This window comes from Streptomyces sp. NPDC093064, assembly GCF_044754605.1.
In the GTDB taxonomy this organism is placed as follows: Bacteria; Actinomycetota; Actinomycetes; order Streptomycetales; family Streptomycetaceae; genus Streptomyces.
Genome location: NZ_JBIVPK010000003.1, coordinates 341374 through 357494, shown reverse-complemented (window position 1 = coordinate 357494; position 16121 = coordinate 341374). Strand labels below are relative to the sequence as shown.

Annotated in this window: 10 protein-coding genes; 5 read left to right on the top strand and 5 right to left on the bottom strand. The window is 71.3% G+C overall.

Features of this window, described 5'->3' with window-relative positions; translation table 11 throughout:
* Positions 1-824: 824 nt before the first annotated feature.
* The 4 genes from ACIQFZ_RS06350 (at position 825) to ACIQFZ_RS06335 (ending at position 9329) form a co-directional block, all read left to right on the top strand.
* Complete coding sequence (locus ACIQFZ_RS06350; protein WP_402690740.1) at positions 825-1340, top strand: DUF6912 family protein; 516 nt, start codon at positions 825-827, stop codon at positions 1338-1340.
* An 80-nt stretch (positions 1341-1420) separates the two neighbouring features.
* Positions 1421-2089, top strand: coding sequence for an HAD hydrolase-like protein (locus tag ACIQFZ_RS06345; RefSeq protein ID WP_365426603.1), 669 nt, complete (start codon positions 1421-1423; stop codon positions 2087-2089).
* A gap of 586 nt (positions 2090-2675) precedes the next feature.
* The gene (locus ACIQFZ_RS06340) at positions 2676-7613 is read left to right on the top strand and encodes an NAD-glutamate dehydrogenase (protein WP_402690739.1); all 4938 of its coding nucleotides are present in this window, start codon (positions 2676-2678) and stop codon (positions 7611-7613) included.
* A gap of 201 nt (positions 7614-7814) precedes the next feature.
* Positions 7815-9329 carry a hypothetical protein gene (locus tag ACIQFZ_RS06335; RefSeq protein ID WP_383057859.1) on the top strand — a complete coding sequence of 505 codons (1515 nt, stop codon included), beginning with the start codon at positions 7815-7817 and terminating at the stop codon, positions 9327-9329.
* A gap of 30 nt (positions 9330-9359) precedes the next feature.
* Here the strand turns inward: ACIQFZ_RS06335 and ACIQFZ_RS06330 are convergent, their stop codons facing one another.
* Positions 9360-10169 carry an ABC transporter ATP-binding protein gene (locus ACIQFZ_RS06330; protein ID WP_383057860.1) on the bottom strand — a complete coding sequence of 270 codons (810 nt, stop codon included), beginning with the start codon at positions 10167-10169 and terminating at the stop codon, positions 9360-9362.
* On the bottom strand, positions 10162-11079 hold the full coding sequence (locus tag ACIQFZ_RS06325) for an ABC transporter permease (RefSeq protein WP_365426609.1): 918 nt from the start codon (positions 11077-11079) through the stop codon (positions 10162-10164). Before ACIQFZ_RS06325 ends, ACIQFZ_RS06330 begins: the two co-directional genes overlap by 8 nt.
* Positions 11080-11249: 170 nt before the next feature.
* On the opposite strand from ACIQFZ_RS06325, the gene ACIQFZ_RS06320 reads away from it, so the two are divergent.
* Entirely contained in the window at positions 11250-11888 is a 639-nt protein-coding gene (locus tag ACIQFZ_RS06320; RefSeq protein WP_361414957.1) for a TetR/AcrR family transcriptional regulator, read from the top strand.
* Positions 11889-12077: 189 nt separating this feature from the next.
* Here the strand turns inward: ACIQFZ_RS06320 and galE are convergent, their stop codons facing one another.
* From galE to ACIQFZ_RS06305, 3 genes are read right to left on the bottom strand one after another with little or no spacing between them, the layout of a single operon-like run.
* Positions 12078-13058: a UDP-glucose 4-epimerase GalE gene (gene galE / locus ACIQFZ_RS06315; protein ID WP_376653424.1), complete on the bottom strand. Its 981-nt coding sequence runs from the start codon at positions 13056-13058 to the stop codon at positions 12078-12080.
* A 58-nt stretch (positions 13059-13116) separates the two neighbouring features.
* Positions 13117-14733: a glycosyltransferase gene (locus ACIQFZ_RS06310; protein WP_402690751.1), complete on the bottom strand. Its 1617-nt coding sequence runs from the start codon at positions 14731-14733 to the stop codon at positions 13117-13119.
* 44 nt (positions 14734-14777) lie between these two features.
* Positions 14778-16064, bottom strand: a complete 1287-nt coding sequence (locus tag ACIQFZ_RS06305; RefSeq protein WP_383057863.1) for a glycosyltransferase 87 family protein — start codon at positions 16062-16064, stop codon at positions 14778-14780.
* Between the last annotated feature and the right edge of the window lie 57 nt (positions 16065-16121).

Here is a 16121-nt window from a genome sequence, read left to right as displayed (position 1 = left end):
GCCCGATCTGCGGGCTGTGCCCGTCGAGCGGGCCGGTGCTGGCCTGGCGGCTTTGCTCAGCGGGTGGCCTGCGGCCGTTCTGGCGGTTGCTGCCGTTGTTCGCTGTGTGCCCGTGGTGCGGGGCGCTGCGCTCGTGCCCGTCGCGCCTGTCTTGCGGGACCTGCCCGACGCGGGGGCCGGGCTCGCCGTGGCGGCGTTGCTGTTCGGTCCCGGAACGTGCCCTACCGGCTCTCGTGCCCCTCCGGGTTCTGGAGCCTGCCCTCTCGCGTCCCGCGTGCCGGCCCGCGCCGGACGCGGGCGGAGGGGAGTGGCGGGAGGGCGGGTGTCGCGGGGGGCCGTTGGGGGTGTGGAGTTGTTGCGGGGTGGGGGGTTGTCGTCGGCTGTGCGGGGGAGGGTGCCGCCTGGGGTGCGGGGTGGGTAGCCGCCGGGGCGGCGGAGGTCGCGGCGGCTCGGCGGGTGGGTGCCCGGGCGGCGCTGGGTCCTGGTCATGACCTTGTTCATGAGTCCCCGTTCGGTGTCGTTGTCCGGCGCCGGCGCCCAGGGCACCGGTTTGTACCGGGCAGTAACTTCCTGCTGGGCCTCTTGTACGGGGCCGAGGGCGCCGCGGCAAGGAAGGCGCGGCGCGCGTCGGACCGTGGACGAGTTCACCGATACGAGTGATTGAGAGGGCCGCAAACCGTGTGGGGACTGGGGTGGACCGGGTGAGGCGAGGGGCGCGCGGTGGACGGGTCGGGTGGTGTGGCCGGGGACTCGAAAGGAGGCTCCCGCACGTATCCTGAAGGCCGTCCGGGCGGCGAGCCCTCCGACCACGAAAGCGGCCTGCCATGCGTGTCTACGTCCCCCTGACCCTCTCGGGCCTCGCCGAGGCGCACAAGGCGGGGGAGCTGGGGACAGGGGCGCTCACCGCGTACGCCGTGACGCCCGCCCTGCGTGAGTGGTACCTCTCCGACGACATCGAGGAGCTGGAGTACGCCGCGCTGAACCGGGCCGCGCTCGCCTCGCTGCGGCTGCTGGCGCTGGACCCGGGCGCACCGCGGCGCCGTGTGGTGGTCGCCGTGGACGTACCCGACGGCGCGGCGACGGCCGACCCCGACCGCGGGCTCGACCCTTCCGCACTCGGCGAGGTGCGGGTGGCCGGTCGGGTGCGGCTGGCCAAGGCGGCCGCCGTGCACGTCGACTCCGGTGACGCGGAGGCGGACGTGACCGCCGCGGCCGAGGCCCTGGGAGCGGCGGACGCGGGGGACGACGACGCCCAGTTCGTGGTGGACGGAGCCGAGGACCACGAGCTGCTCTGGTACGCCACACAGGAGATCCCGAACCTCGTCGGGCTCGGCCGCTGAAGCCCCCGGACCGCGACCGCACCACAGGTCGCGACCTGCCGTTCTCCTGATTGTCGGTGGCGGCGGGTACGTTTTCCGGTATGGGGAATCAGTCAGGGGCGCACATCGTCTGGGACTGGAACGGCACGCTGTTCCACGACAACGACGCGGTCATCGGCGCGACGAACGCGGCGTTCGCCGAGCTGGGCCTGGAGCCGATCACGCTGGAGCAGTACCGCGCGCTGTACTGCGTGCCGGTCCCGAAGTTCTACGAGCGGCTGCTCGGCCGGCTGCCCACCGAGGCCGAGTGGGACACGATGGACGGCGTCTTCCACCGGTACTACTCCGAGCAGCGCACCAGATGCACCCTGACCGAGGGGGCCGTGGAGCTGCTCACCGGATGGACGTCGGCCGGGCACAGCCAGTCGATCCTCAGCATGTACGGGCACGAGGACCTCGTCCCGCTGGTCCGGGGCTTCGGGATCGAGACGCACTTCCTCCGGGTGGACGGGCGGACGGGCCGCTCCGGCGGCAGTAAGGCCGAGCACATGGTGCGGCACCTGGGCGCGCTGTCCGAGATGGTGAACCCCGCGCGCACGGTGGTGATCGGCGACGCGGCGGACGACGCGGTGGCCGCGCGGCACGTCGGGGCGCGGGCGGTGCTCTACACCGGCGGTTCGCACAGCCGGGCCAGCCTGGAGGAGGTGGGCGTGCCGGTGGTGGACACCCTGCGGGAGGCGGTCGTGGAGGCGCAGCGGCTGGCCGAGTGAGCGGCACGCGGCGAGACGCGCGGGACAAGCACGGGGAGACGTGGGAAGGCGCGGGGGAGAGAGGAACGGGGGTGACGAACGTGGAGTGGGAAGCGTGCAGCGGGAAACGCGGAACGTCGGGGTCCGGCGGAGCCATACGCTGCCTTCGCCGTCCCCACCTCTGTGCAGAACGTCAAACTTCCACCCCCGGTTTTGTACACATACGGCTCATGACGGGCCCCCCGTGAGGAGCGATAGCCTTGTGGCGTGATCAGCGCGATAGTTCGCGGGGGCGCCGTCGCCTCCGCTGTGCGCCCGGTGAGCACGGACCACATCCGTGTCCGGGCGGCGGTCGCTGGTCCTCGCGGGCGGGAAGGGGCCTCGACGGCCCCCAGGACGCCGCGTCGTCCACAGGCAGAGGCGCGGCCGAGAGCAGCGTCACACCCGTCAGACGCGTCGAACAAGGCTGATATCCCCCCGCTCATCTCACTTTCCGGCATAGCGTCGAAGCACACCGGACATCCCGGGCCGCGGCGTCACGCCGGAGGGGAAGAGACCGTACTTCCTTCTACGTCACGCAACGGCGCGCGACAGGAGCCAGAGGACAATGCAGACCAAGCTGGACGAAGCCAAGGCCGAGCTGCTCGAGAGGGCCGCCCGGGTAGCTGAGAACAGTCCGCTCGGGGGACATATCCCGACCGGGTCGACGGGCGAGGGCACGCCGGACCGGGAGTCCGTGCTCGCGTTCCTCCAGCGTTTCTACCTGCACACCGCCCCCGAGGACCTCGCAGGCCGTGACCCGGTCGACGTCTTCGGCACCGCCTACTCCCACTACCGCCTGGCCGAGAACCGCCCCCAGGGCACGGCCAACGTCCGGGTCCACACCCCGACCGTCGAGGAGAACGGCTGGACGTGCAGCCACTCCGTCGTCGAGGTCGTCACCGACGACATGCCCTTCCTCGTGGACTCCGTGACGAACGAGCTGACCCGCCAGGGCCGCGGCATCCACGTGGTGATCCACCCGCAGTTCGTGGTGCGCCGTGACGTCACCGGCAAGCTCATCGAGGTGCTGCCCGCCGCGGCGCCCGGCGAGGAGTTGCCGCACGACGCGCACACCGAGTCCTGGATCCACGTCGAGACCGACCGTGAGACCGACCGCGCCGACCTGAAGCAGATCACCGCCGACCTGCTGCGTGTGCTGTCCGACGTCCGCGAGGCCGTCGAGGACTGGGAGAAGATGCGCCAGGCGGCGACCAGCCTCGCCGAGGAACTGCCCGGTGAGCCGGCGCCCGGCGACCTGCGCGCGCAGGAGGTCGAGGAGGCCCGCGAGCTGCTGCGCTGGCTGTCCGACGACCACTTCACCTTCCTCGGCTACCGCGAGTACCGGCTGCGCAACGACGACTCCCTGGCCGCCGTGCCCGGCACCGGGCTGGGCATACTGCGCGCGGACCCGCCGCACGCCGGCGACGACAGCCACCCGGTCAGCCCGTCCTTCGAGCGGCTGCCCGCCGACGCCCGCGCCAAGGCGCGCGAGCACAAGCTGCTGGTGCTGACCAAGGCCAACAGCCGGGCCACCGTCCACCGGCCCTCCTACCTGGACTACGTGGGCGTCAAGAAGTTCAACGACAAGGGCGAGGTCGTCGGGGAGCGCCGCTTCCTCGGCCTGTTCTCGTCCGCCGCCTACACCGAGTCCGTGCGCCGGGTCCCGGTCATCCGCCGCAAGGTCGAGGAGGTCCTCGAGCGCGCCGGCTTCTCGCCCAACAGCCACGACGGGCGCGACCTGCTCCAGATCCTGGAGACGTACCCGCGCGACGAGCTCTTCCAGACCCCGGTCGGTGAGCTCCAGGCCATCGCCACCTCCGTGCTGTACCTCCAGGAGCGCCGCCGACTGCGCCTGTACCTGCGCCAGGACGAGTACGGCCGCTACTACTCGGCCCTCGTGTACCTCCCGCGCGACCGCTACACCACCGGTGTACGCCTGCGGATCATCGACATCCTGAAGGAGGAGCTGGGCGGCACCAGCGTCGACTTCACCGCCTGGAACACCGAGTCGGTGCTCTCCCGGCTGCACTTCGTCGTCCGTGTGCCGCAGGGCACCGAGCTGCCGCAGCTGTCCGACAGCGACAAGGAACGCATCGAGGCCCGCCTGGTCGAGGCCGCCCGCTCCTGGACGGACGCCTTCTCCGAGGCGCTGACGGCCGAACTCGGCGAGGAGCGCGCCGCGGAGCTGCTGCGCCGTTACTCGGGCGCCTTCCCCGAGGGCTACAAGGCCGACCACACCCCGCGCGCGGCGGTCGCCGACCTGTGCAACCTCGAGCAGCTGAACGAGGACAAGACCTTCGCGCTGAGCCTGTACGAGCCGGTGGGCGCCGCCCCCGAGGAGCGCCGGTTCAAGATCTACCAGAAGGGCGGCTCGGTCTCCCTGTCCGCCGTGCTGCCGGTACTCAGCCGGCTCGGCGTCGAGGTCACCGACGAGCGGCCGTACGAACTGCGCTGCACGGACCGTACGACGGCGTGGGTCTACGACTTCGGCCTGCGGATGCCGAAGGAGTCCGGCGGCACCGGCGACCACCTCGGCGACGACGCCCGTGAGCGCTTCCAGGACGCCTTCGCCGCCACCTGGACGGGCAAGGCGGAGAACGACGGGTTCAACGCCCTGGTGCTGGGCGCCGGGCTGACCTGGCGCCAGGCGATGGTGCTGCGCGCCTACGCCAAGTACCTGCGCCAGGCCGGCTCGACCTTCAGCCAGGACTACATGGAGGACACCCTCCGCAACAACGTCCACACCACCCGGCTGCTGGTCTCCCTGTTCGAGGCACGGATGTCGCCGGAGCGCCAGCGCGCCGGGCACGAGCTCGTGGACGCGCTGCTGGAAGAGCTCGACGCGGCCCTGGACCAGGTGGCCTCCCTGGACGAGGACCGGATCCTGCGGTCCTTCCTCACCGTGATCAAGGCGACCCTGCGCACCAACTTCTTCCAGGAGGCGCGGGAGGGCGGCCGGCCGCACGCGTACGTCTCCATGAAGTTCGACCCGCAGGCCATCCCGGACCTGCCGGCGCCGCGCCCGGCGTACGAGATCTGGGTGTACTCGCCGCGCGTGGAGGGCGTGCACCTGCGCTTCGGCAAGGTCGCCCGAGGCGGTCTGCGCTGGTCCGACCGGCGCGAGGACTTCCGCACCGAGATCCTCGGTCTGGTCAAGGCGCAGATGGTGAAGAACACCGTCATCGTGCCGGTCGGCGCCAAGGGCGGGTTCGTCGCCAAGCAGCTGCCCGACCCGAGCGTGGACCGGGACGCGTGGATGGCGGAGGGCGTCGCCAGCTACAAGACCTTCATCTCGGCGCTGCTCGACATCACCGACAACATGGTCGCCGGCGAGGTCGTGCCCCCGCTGGACGTCGTGCGGCACGACGGCGAGGACACCTACCTGGTGGTCGCCGCCGACAAGGGCACGGCGCGGTTCTCGGACATCGCCAACGAGGTCGCCCAGTCGTACGACTTCTGGCTCGGCGACGCCTTCGCCTCCGGCGGCTCGGCGGGCTACGACCACAAGGGCATGGGCATCACCGCCCGCGGCGCCTGGGAGTCCGTCAAGCGGCACTTCCGGGAGCTGGGCGTGGACACCCAGACCCAGGACTTCACGGTCGTCGGCATCGGCGACATGTCCGGTGACGTGTTCGGCAACGGCATGCTGCTGAGCGAGCACATCCGGCTCGTCGCCGCCTTCGACCACCGGCACATCTTCATCGACCCCGAGCCGGATGCGGCCGTCTCCTACGCCGAGCGCCGCCGCCTGTTCGAGCTGCCGCGCTCCTCGTGGGCGGACTACAACACCGAGCTGATCTCGGCCGGCGGCGGGATCTTCCCGCGTACGGCCAAGTCGATCCCGGTCAACGCGCGCATCCGCGAGGCCCTCGGCATCGAGGCCGGCATCACCAAGCTGACCCCGGCCGACCTGATGCGGGTGATCCTCAAGGCCCCGGTCGACCTGCTGTGGAACGGCGGCATCGGCACGTACGTCAAGGCGTCCACCGAGTCCCACGCGGACGTCGGCGACAAGGCCAACGACGCCATCCGCGTCGACGGCCGCGACCTGCGAGTCCAGGTCGTCGGCGAGGGCGGCAACCTGGGCTTCACCCAGCTCGGCCGGATCGAGTGCGCGATGCAGGGCGCCCGGATCAACACCGACGCCATCGACAACAGCGCCGGCGTGGACACCTCCGACCACGAGGTGAACATCAAGGTCCTGCTCAACGGGCTGGTCGCGGAAGGCGACATGACGGTCAAGCAGCGCAACAAGCTGCTCGCCGAGATGACCGACGAGGTCGGCGCCCTGGTGCTGCGCACCAACTACGCGCAGAACACGGCGATCGCCAACGCGCTCGCCCAGTCCAAGGACATGCTCCACGCCCAGCAGCGCTTCATGAAGCACCTGGTGCGCGAGGGCCACCTGGACCGGGCGCTGGAGTTCCTGCCCACCGACCGTCAGATCCGTGAGCGGCTGGCCGCCGGGCACGGCCTGACCGGTCCGGAGACGGCCGTCCTGCTGGCGTACACGAAGATCACGGTCGCCGAGGAGCTGCTGCACACCTCGCTGCCGGACGACCCGTACCTGCGCGGCCTGCTGCACGCCTACTTCCCGACCGCGCTGCGCGAGCAGTTCGTCGAGCGGATCGACAACCACCCGCTGCGCCGCGAGATCACGACGACCGTCCTGGTCAACGACACGGTCAACACGGGCGGTACGACCTATCTGCACCGCCTGCGGGAGGAGACCGGGGCGTCGCTGGAGGAGATCGTCAGGGCGCAGACGGTGGCCCGCACGATCTTCCGCTCGGGTCCGGTGTGGGACGCGGTCGAGGCGCTGGACAACAAGGTCGAGGCCGACGTCCAGACCCGGATCCGCCTGCACTCGCGCCGACTGGTCGAGCGCGGTACGCGCTGGCTGCTGAACAACCGGCCGCAGCCGCTGGAGCTCGCCGAGACCATCGAGTTCTTCTCCGAGCGGGTCGGGCAGGTGTGGGCGGAGCTGCCCAAGCTGCTCAAGGGCGCGGACCTGGAGTGGTACCAGCAGGTCTACGACGAGCTGTCCGGCGCCGGCGTCCCGGACGAGCTGGCCATGCGCGTGGCCGGGTTCTCCTCCGCCTTCCCGGCGCTCGACATCGTCTCGGTGGCCGACCGCATGGGCAAGGACCCGATGGACGTCGCCGAGGTGTACTACGACCTCGCCGACCGCCTCCACATCGCCCAGTTGATGGACCGCATCATCGAACTGCCGCGCGCCGACCGGTGGCAGTCCATGGCCCGTGCGGCGATCCGTGAGGATCTGTACGCGGCACACTCGGCGCTGACCGCGGACGTGCTGGCCGCGGGCAACGGCACCGCCACGCCGGAGCAGCGCTTCAAGGTGTGGGAGCAGAAGAACGGGGCGATCCTGTCCCGGGCGCGTGCCACGCTCGAGGAGATCCGCAGCTCGGACGCGTTCGACCTGGCCAACCTGTCGGTGGCGATGCGGACGATGCGCACGCTGCTGCGGACGCACTCGTAACGCGCGGGAGGCCGACCCGTACCCGAGGGCGCCCCGGGCCTTTCCGGTCCGGGGCGCCCTCATGCCGTCCACGCCTTCTTCTTGCCGTCGTCCAGGAAACGCCGCACGCCGAATTTACCCTTTCCTGCTGAACGGGATCATTCGTATAAAGTCGCCGCGTGAACACCCTCGGTAGTCGCACCTGGCTCCTCAGGCGGCACGATGCGCACCGCGCCGCCTGAGGCACCCTCAGCGGGCACGGCCGTCCCCCGGCCGCCGACCTCCCCGGGAGGGTCCTACGCGTCCCGCGCGGCCGCCGCGCTCCTCGTCGCCCTGCTGCTCGTGGTGATCGTCCGGCTGCCCTGGGCCGGTGACCTGGGCATGCACGCGGCGACCATCCAGCGGCTGCGCCACAGTCTGTTCCACCCCGGCAATCCGCTCGTCGACGCCGACACCCCGAGCCCGTACTACTCGCCGTGGATGGTGCTCCTCGGCTCTGTCGCCCGGGCCGGTGGCCTGTCGGTGTTCGACGTGCTGCGGCTCGCCGCGCTCGCCGGGCTCACGCTGCTGGTGACGGGCGTCTGGCGGTACGTCAGAACGCTGAGCGCGCACCGGGCCGCGCCCGCCCTCGCGGCTCTGAGCCTGGTTCTGCTGTGGGGTACGGAGCTCATCAACTGGAGCGGCTTCCTCTCCCTCAACTCCCTCGCGCTGACGGTGTCGTATCCCAGCGTGCTGGCACTCGGCCTCGCCTTCCACTACTGGGCCTGGCTCACCCGGGCGCTGCGCGCGGCGGCCGGGTGGGAGGTGTGGCTGGGGCTCGGGGCGCTGTGGGCGCTGATCCTGCTGTGCCATCAGTTCACCGGGTTCGTCGCCACGCTCGGCGGTCTCGCCGCGGTGCTCGCGGCCCGGCCCCCGCGTGCCCTGTGGCCGCGGCTCGGTGCCGGGGCGGCCCTGGGGCTGCTGGTGCTGTGGCTGTGGCCGTACTACGACTTCTTCGCCCTGTTCTCGGCCGGAAGCGATCTGGAGGAGGTGCACCGGGCGCTCTACACGCACTTCCTCGGCCGCTACTGGCTGGCCCTGCTCGGAGTGGCCGCGCTGGTCGTGCGGTGGCGGCGCGACCGGCGGGACCCGCTGATGGTCTTCTTCCTGCTGGGCACGCTGGTGTGCGCGTTGGGGTTCGCCACGGGCCACTACGCCTGGGGCCGGACGCTGCCCGCCGCCCTCGTCCCGGCCCAGATCGCCGCCGCGCTGGAGGTGGTGCAGGGCGGTCGGCGGGCCGTGCGGACCCGCTGGGTATGGGCGCTGGGCGGCGCGCTGGCCCTGGGCGCGTGGACCCAGGCCGGCGTGCTCGGGTACGCCGTCGGGCGCGAGGCGCTGCCGGACGTGCTCGCGGCCGGCTACACCCCGACCTGGACCGGGTACTACTGGATCATGCCGTACGTGAAGTACGGGGACGTGGTCATGGCCCGGGACCTGCCCTCCCGGCTGATCCCGGCCTACGGCCCCTACACGGTCGCCCCCGGCTACCCGGACTTCTTCCTGCCGGACGAGGCCCGGCGCGAGTGGGCGGTGCGGCGCTACTACACGCTCCGCACACCGGAGGGCGAACGCAGGGACATCCTGCGCACCTATGACGTGCGCTGGGTCGTGGACGGAAGCAGACCGCGCCACGACCCCGAACTGCGCGTGGTGACCCACGGCCCGGGCGGCCAGGTGCTGTACGCGGTCACGCCCTGACCGGCCCGCCGGACGCGCGGTGGCGTGGGGCTATCCCTTGGTCTTCTTCTTGTCGGGGCCGCCCGTGAAGGCCTCGTAGGCCTCGAGGACCTCCTCGGTGGGGCCGTCCATGCGCAGTTCGCCGCGTTCCAGCCACAGGACGCGTTCGCAGGTGTCGCGGATGGAGGAGTTGCTGTGGCTGACCAGGAACACCGTGCCGGCCTGCTCGCGCAGTTCGCGGATCCGCTGCTCCGAGCGCCGCTGGAAGGAGCGGTCACCCGTGGCCAGCGCCTCGTCGATCAGCAGGACGTCGTGGTCCTTGGCGGCGGCGATGGAGAAGCGCAGCCGGGCGGCCATGCCGGAGGAGTACGTGCGCATCGGGAGCGTGATGAAGTCGCCCTTCTCGTTGATGCCGGAGAAGTCGACGATGCCCTGGTAGCGCTCCTTGACCTCCTCGCGGGACATGCCCATGGCCAGTCCGCCGAGGAGGACGTTGCGCTCGCCGGTCAGGTCGTTCATCAGCGCCGCGTTCACGCCGAGCAGCGAGGGCTGGCCGTCGGTGTAGATCTTGCCGTTCTCCACGGGCAGGAGTCCGGCGACTGCCTTGAGCAGCGTGGACTTGCCGGAGCCGTTGGTGCCGATGAGGCCGATGGCCTCGCCCTTGTAGGCGACGAACGAGACCTTCTTGACCGCGTGCACCCGGCGTACGCCGGCCGCCTGCTCGGCCTTCTCGCGGCGCAGGATCCGGTTGAGGGCGGCGGTCGCCGAGCCGCGACCGGAACCGGTGCCGTTGACCCGGTAGACGATGTCGACGCCGTCGACCACGACGGTGGGGATCTTGTCGGTTTTCAGCTCAGCCACGTCCGTACGTCTCCTCAGCCTTCCAGAAGTAGATGAAGCCGCCGACCCCGGCAAGCAGGGCCCAGCCCAGCGCGAACGCCCATACATGGTGGGGGAGCTGGTGCGCCTTGAAGCTGTCGATCAGCGCGAAGCGCATCAGGTCGATGTAGACGGCGGCCGGGTTGGACTGCAGCAGCACCTTCACGATGTGCGGCATGCCGGGGTGCTGCTTCAGCATCCTGTCGATGCTGAACATGACGCCGGAGGCGTACATCCAGGTACGCAGGAGGAACGGCATCAGCTGCGCGATGTCCGGCGTCTTCGCACCCAACCGGGCCATGATCATGGAGACTCCGGCGTTGAACACGAACTGCAGCACCAGCACCGGGATGGCCAGCACCCACGACACTGCGGGCATCACCCCGAGGCAGGGCAGGATCACCACCAGGGCAGCCATCGAGAACAGCAGTTGCTGGAGCTGCTGCAGCGCGAACGACACCGGCAGCGCGGCCCGCGGGAAGTGCAGGGCCCGCACCAGGCCGAGGTTGCCGGAGATCGCCCGGGTGCCCGCCATGATCGAGTTTTGGGTGAACGTCCAGATGAACACGCCTGTCACCAGGAACGGGATGAAGTCGTCCACGCCGCGGCTGGTGCCCATCAGGACGCCGAAGATGAAGTAGTACACCGTCGCGTTCAGGAGCGGGGTGGCGACCTGCCAGATCTGGCCGAGCTTCGCCTCGCTGTACTGGGAGGTGAGCTTGGCGGTGGCGAAGGCCCTGATGAAGTGGCGCCGCGCCCACAGCTGGCGGACGTACTCGGACAGGGACGGGCGGGCGCCGCTGACCGACAGACCGTGGCGGGCGGCGACCGCCGCGAGACCGTCCTCGGCCGGGGCCGTGGTGTGGGGCGGTGTGTGGAGGACCTGGCTCACATCCGCTGCTTTCGCTCGGGGGGTGGTGGTGCTGGCGTCCGGTTCCGTGCCGCCGTTCATTTCCTTACCGTTCTCTTCACGTTTTCTTACGTCGGAACGGCACCGTATCGTCGCAACGCGAGCGTACGGCGAAGTGACGCCGCAACGCAACCGTTTCGTCGTAACGCCCTATGCTTGGCCCCATGACGACGAACGCCGAGCAGCCCCAGACGCGCCCCCGCCGCCGGGCCCCCGCCGGGGCGGCCGTGCTCCGCGAGGACGTGACGGAGGCGATCCGGGCGGCGGTCTTCGAGGAACTGGCGTCCGTCGGCTACGCGCGGATGTCCATCGAGGGGATCGCCCGGCGCGCGGGCGTCGGCAAGACGGCCGTCTACCGCCGGTGGCGTTCCAAGCTGCACCTGGTGCTGGACATCGTCTCGGCGCTCGCCGTGCAGGGCCTGCCCGCGCCGGACACCGGTTCCCTGGAGAGCGACCTGCGACTGCTGTACGAGGTGACCTCGCGGGCCCTGCGCCACCCCATCGCCTCGCAGATCATCCCCGACCTCCAGGCGGAGGCGGCCCGCAACCCGGACATCGCCGAGGCCATGCAGAAGGCCCTGCGCGACGGTCAGGAGAGCGTGGCCAGCAGCATCCTGGCGGCGGCCGAGCGCCGCGGCGAGATCCGCCCCGGTCTGGACCGGGACCTGGCCCTCGACCTGATCTCGGGCCCGCTGTACTGGCGCGCGGTCGTCATCCGCACACCGAAACTCCCCAAGGGCTACCTGGACGCCCTGGCCCGGGGCACGGCCGAGGCGATCAAGGCGCTCTGACCGCGAGGTCCCCCGCAGCCCGGCGCCCGGCGCCACTGGGGGTGATCGTTCACACCGCCGTGGAGGCCCGGGACCGAGCCGGCCGCCCGGCTGCAACCGCCCACCGCGAGCGGCTCACACCGCGGACGGCGGCCCGCCCGGTGGTCGCCCTGTGCGTGGGCATGTGGCGGTCCGCGTCCGCGTGTGACGTCAGGTGCGGGCGGCTTCCGGGTGGTGGTGGAGCCAGCCCTGCCAGGCCGAGGTGATCATGTCGTGGAGGTCGCGCTTGGCCTTCCAGCCCAGTTCCGTGGCGATGCGGTCGGCGGAGGCGACGACACGGGCGGGGTCGCCGGGGCGGCGCGGGGTGACCGTCGGGGGGCTGTGGTAGCCGGTGACGGCGTTGATCGTGTCGATCATCTCGCGAACCGAGACCCCCTCCCCGCGGCCGATGTTCAGCGTGAGGTCGAGGCCGGGGGAGGAGCGCAGGGCGCGAGCCGCGGCCACATGGGCCTCCGCGAGGTCGGCCACGTGGATGTAGTCACGGATGCAGGTGCCGTCCGGCGTGGGGTAGTCGTCCCCGAAGATGCGCGGAGGCGCGTTCTCGGTCAGCCGTTCGAAGACCATCGGGACCAGGTTGAAGACGCCGACGTCCGCAAGGCGCGGGCTCGCCGCCCCCGCCACGTTGAAGTACCGCAGGGACGCCGTGGACAGCCCCGTCGCCCGTCCGGTGGCGCGCACCAGCCACTCGCCGGCCAGCTTCGTCTCGCCGTACGGCGACATCGGCGCGCACGGCGTCTCCTCCGTGACCAGGTCCACATCCGGCATGCCGTACACGGCCGCCGAGGAGGAGAACACGAACGAACCGACCCCGGCCGCCGTCACCGCCTCCAGCAGGACCCGCAGACCCTCGACGTTCTCCCGGTAGTAGTGCAGGGGCCGGTCCACCGACTCGCCCACCTGCTTCTTCGCCGCCAGGTGGACGACACCGGTCACCTCGTGCTCGGCGAGGGCACGCGCCAGCCGGTCGCCGTCCAGCGTGGAGCCCTCCACCAGCGGGACGTCCCGCGGGACGCGCTCGACGATGCCGGTGGACAGGTCGTCGTAGACCACCGCACGCTCGCCCGCCTCGGTCATCGCGTGGACGACGTGCGCTCCGATGTAGCCGGCGCCGCCGGTGATCAGCCAGGTCATGCGGGCGTCTCCTCGTCAGTTGGCCCAGGTCGTCGTGCGGATGCGGGTCGTGATGCGCTCACTGGGGCGCGACCCGGTGGAGCAGGCGGCGCAGTCTGCTGTGCAGGACGGACGTCACCCCGCGCAGTCCCGCCGCCAGCCGCAGGGCCAGCGCGCCGGAGTGCGTGGCGTACGGCTGGACCAGCAGGACGCCGTAGCGCACGCTCGGTACGGCGCGGCGGCGCAGCAGACCGGCGCCTTCGCGCGCGTGCGCTGTCACCTTACGGTTCGTGCCGTCGGCGAAGCACACCCGCAGCCGCAGGTCCCAGGTGCCGGCCCCCAGCCCCGCGAGGTCCACGCCCGTCTCGGCCGCCCAGGTGCCGTCCGCGGCCGGCACGAGCGGGACGGTGGCGCCCCGGACCGTGCGCCCCGCCTCACGGTGCAGCCACTCCACCTCCAGGGCCTCGGGCCCGGCGGACGCCACCCTGCCGTACAGGTCGTGCAGGCGCAGCCGCAGCCGGCTCTTACCCGCGTGGGGACGCAGTTCCGCGTCCACGGCCAGGGGCAGGACCTGGACCGGCCGGACCAGGTAGGGCTCCAGGCCGATCTGCGGAAGGTCGTCCGCCCAGACGGGGGTGCCGTCCTTGTCCCGGGCGTAGGGCGGGCACAGACGGGCCGGGCGCGCGGCGAGCTCCTTCAGGCGCGAAAGGTCGCGCGGCTCGGGCGACGCGAGGATCACCCGTCCGAGGAGGTGCCCGGCGGTCGTCGGGTTGACCGCCCAGTCGGCCGCGTCGTACTCGCCGAGGTACTGCCGCGTGTGCTCCCACCAGGCGCACCGGTATCCGGCGTCGCGCAGGCCCAGCTCACGCGCGTACATGCGCAGCTCGTGTTCGAGGAACTTGGCGCGCGCCGCCCGCGCGAGCTCCTTCTGCCCGGCGCTCAGCAGGATGTCGTACGCCGACCGGCTCGCCTCGGTGCGTGCCCGCCAGTTCTCGATGTTCGCGCGGTCCAGAGAGATCGACAGCTGCCCGGCGGACCGGCGCACGTTCCACACGTACACCTGGTCCGGGATGAGGGCCATGCGTGGGTCGGCGGCCAGCACGCGCGCGGTGAACACGAAGTCCTCGTACGGGAAGTGGCCTTCCGGGAAGCGGATCGCGTGCTCGCGCAGGAAGTCGGTGCGGTACAGCTTGTTGACGCACAGCGTGTCGTGCACGAGACGCGGGAGCTTCGCGGGGTGCGTGAGGACGGCACCTTCGCTGTAGAGCTTTTGCTGCCACGGCACTTCCCGCCCGGAGGGCAGCTCACGGCGCACGCACAGGCCGCTCACGACCTCGGCCCGCTCCTCCCGGGCGGCGGCGAGCAGCGCGTCCACCGCGCCCGGCGGCAGCACGTCGTCGCTGTCGAGGAACATCACGTACGGCGTCGTGACCGCGTCGAAGCCGGTGTTGCGCGGGCTGCCGCAGCCGCCGCTGTTGTCCTCGCGCCGGATCACCCGCACCCTCGGTTCGGCCGCGGCCAGGCGGCCGAGCAGCTCGAAGGTGCCGTCGGTCGAGCAGTCGTCGACAGCGACGACCTCGCTGACGGAGGGACCCTGCGCGAGAGCCGAGCGCACGGCGTCGGCCATATGGGCGACGTCGTTGTAACCGATCACGACGACGCTGACGTCGGAGGCCTGGTCGGGGTGCAGATGCATGGAATCCACGGGCCGGAATAGTAGGGGTGGTCGGTAATCTCCCGTTAAGAGGGGCTTAGCGTCCCGTGCGGAAGACGGTGAACGTCCGACTCGGGTTCCCCTTCGGACGTCATCAATTTCGTTGATCGCCACAACCGGGCAAAAGAGAATAGCGCGGCGGCGGCCAGCAGGCCGTTGCGCATGAGCATGAGCGCACAACCTGTCCACGAACAGGCCACCACCTGTTGGTAAAGGGTGGGATATGCGATCACGCTGACCAGACTCGCCGGCGCGATCAGCGCGGCGACCGGACGCTGCGTGGTCAGCGGTGACGTCAGACACACCGCCGCGAGGCCGAGCAGCCAGACCATGTACTGGGGGCTGATCACCCGGCTGGTGACGGTGAACAGCAGGACGGCACTCAGCGCGGCGTCGTACGGTGTCGCCTCCGTCCAGTGCCGTGCCCGGATCCGCCACAGCAGCAGCAGTCCGAACGCGCTCGCCGACAGGACCAGCGAGAGGTGCGCGACGGTGGAGACATACGGTCCGGTGAACTCCAGGGCCCCGTACCGGTAGCGCACCCGGCCCGGCCAGCCGGCGTGCGTGGCCAGCGCGAGCGCGGTGCCGCCGAACGACTCGATCTGCACGCCCCGGCCGCCCTGCTGGCGGGCGAAGGCGAGCGGGTTCCTGAACAAGCCGGCGAGGACGGTCAGCGCCACGGCGCCGGTGGCGGCCGCCCATGTCCACGCCGACCGGGTCGCACGGCCCCGGGGAAGCCCGAGCAGTGCCAGCGCCGGCCACACCTTCACCAGGGCGCCCAGCGCGGCGAGCGCGCCGCACGCGCGCGTGGAGCGCGACAACGTCAGCAGGGAGAGCACGGCCAGGGCGGTGGCCTGGACGTCGTAGCGGGCCAGCGGGATGTGCAGGAGCAGGGGCAGGCCAAGCGTCCAGTACGCGGCCCCGCGCAGGCTGCGGCCGGGGCGGGTGCCCGCGTGCGCCAGTGCCAGCGTGACCAGCGCGTCGACGGCGACGGTGAGCACCACGAAGGCCTGGAAGTACGTCAGGCCCGGCAGCAGCGCGGGCGACAGCAGCACCGGTCCGGCGCCCGGCGGGTACTGCCACAGCGTGTCGTGCGCCGGGAACGCGCCGTGGGACAGCAGGACGTACCAGTGCTGGTACAGCTTCCACACCTCGCGCGCCACCGAGCCCCGGCCCAGCCGGGGCAGTCCGTTGTGGGCGAGCAGCCACAGCATCAGGGCGCGCGTGAGGAGCCAGGCGGCCGTCAGGGAGAGGAGGCGGTGTCTCGTCGACGGGCGCGTGCGAAGACGAGTCACGCTCTGGAAGGCGCTCATCACGGCGGATCGTAATCCGCGTGAAAGCCGTATATGTGCTGATACGCGTCCAGTCGT

What these genes read in the sequence shown, in the direction of transcription:
- ACIQFZ_RS06320 (WP_361414957.1), top strand. Translation starts at nt 11,250, where the DNA reads ATGCTTGGCCCCATGACGACGAACGCCGAGCAGCCCCAGACGCGCCCC.
- ACIQFZ_RS06345 (WP_365426603.1), top strand. Translation starts at nt 1,421, where the DNA reads ATGGGGAATCAGTCAGGGGCGCACATCGTCTGGGACTGGAACGGCACG.
- galE (WP_376653424.1), bottom strand. Translation starts at nt 13,058, where the DNA reads ATGACCTGGCTGATCACCGGCGGCGCCGGCTACATCGGAGCGCACGTC.
- ACIQFZ_RS06305 (WP_383057863.1), bottom strand. Translation starts at nt 16,064, where the DNA reads ATGAGCGCCTTCCAGAGCGTGACTCGTCTTCGCACGCGCCCGTCGACG.
- ACIQFZ_RS06340 (WP_402690739.1), top strand. Translation starts at nt 2,676, where the DNA reads ATGCAGACCAAGCTGGACGAAGCCAAGGCCGAGCTGCTCGAGAGGGCC.
- ACIQFZ_RS06335 (WP_383057859.1), top strand. Translation starts at nt 7,815, where the DNA reads ATGCGCACCGCGCCGCCTGAGGCACCCTCAGCGGGCACGGCCGTCCCC.
- ACIQFZ_RS06350 (WP_402690740.1), top strand. Translation starts at nt 825, where the DNA reads ATGCGTGTCTACGTCCCCCTGACCCTCTCGGGCCTCGCCGAGGCGCAC.
- ACIQFZ_RS06310 (WP_402690751.1), bottom strand. Translation starts at nt 14,733, where the DNA reads ATGCATCTGCACCCCGACCAGGCCTCCGACGTCAGCGTCGTCGTGATC.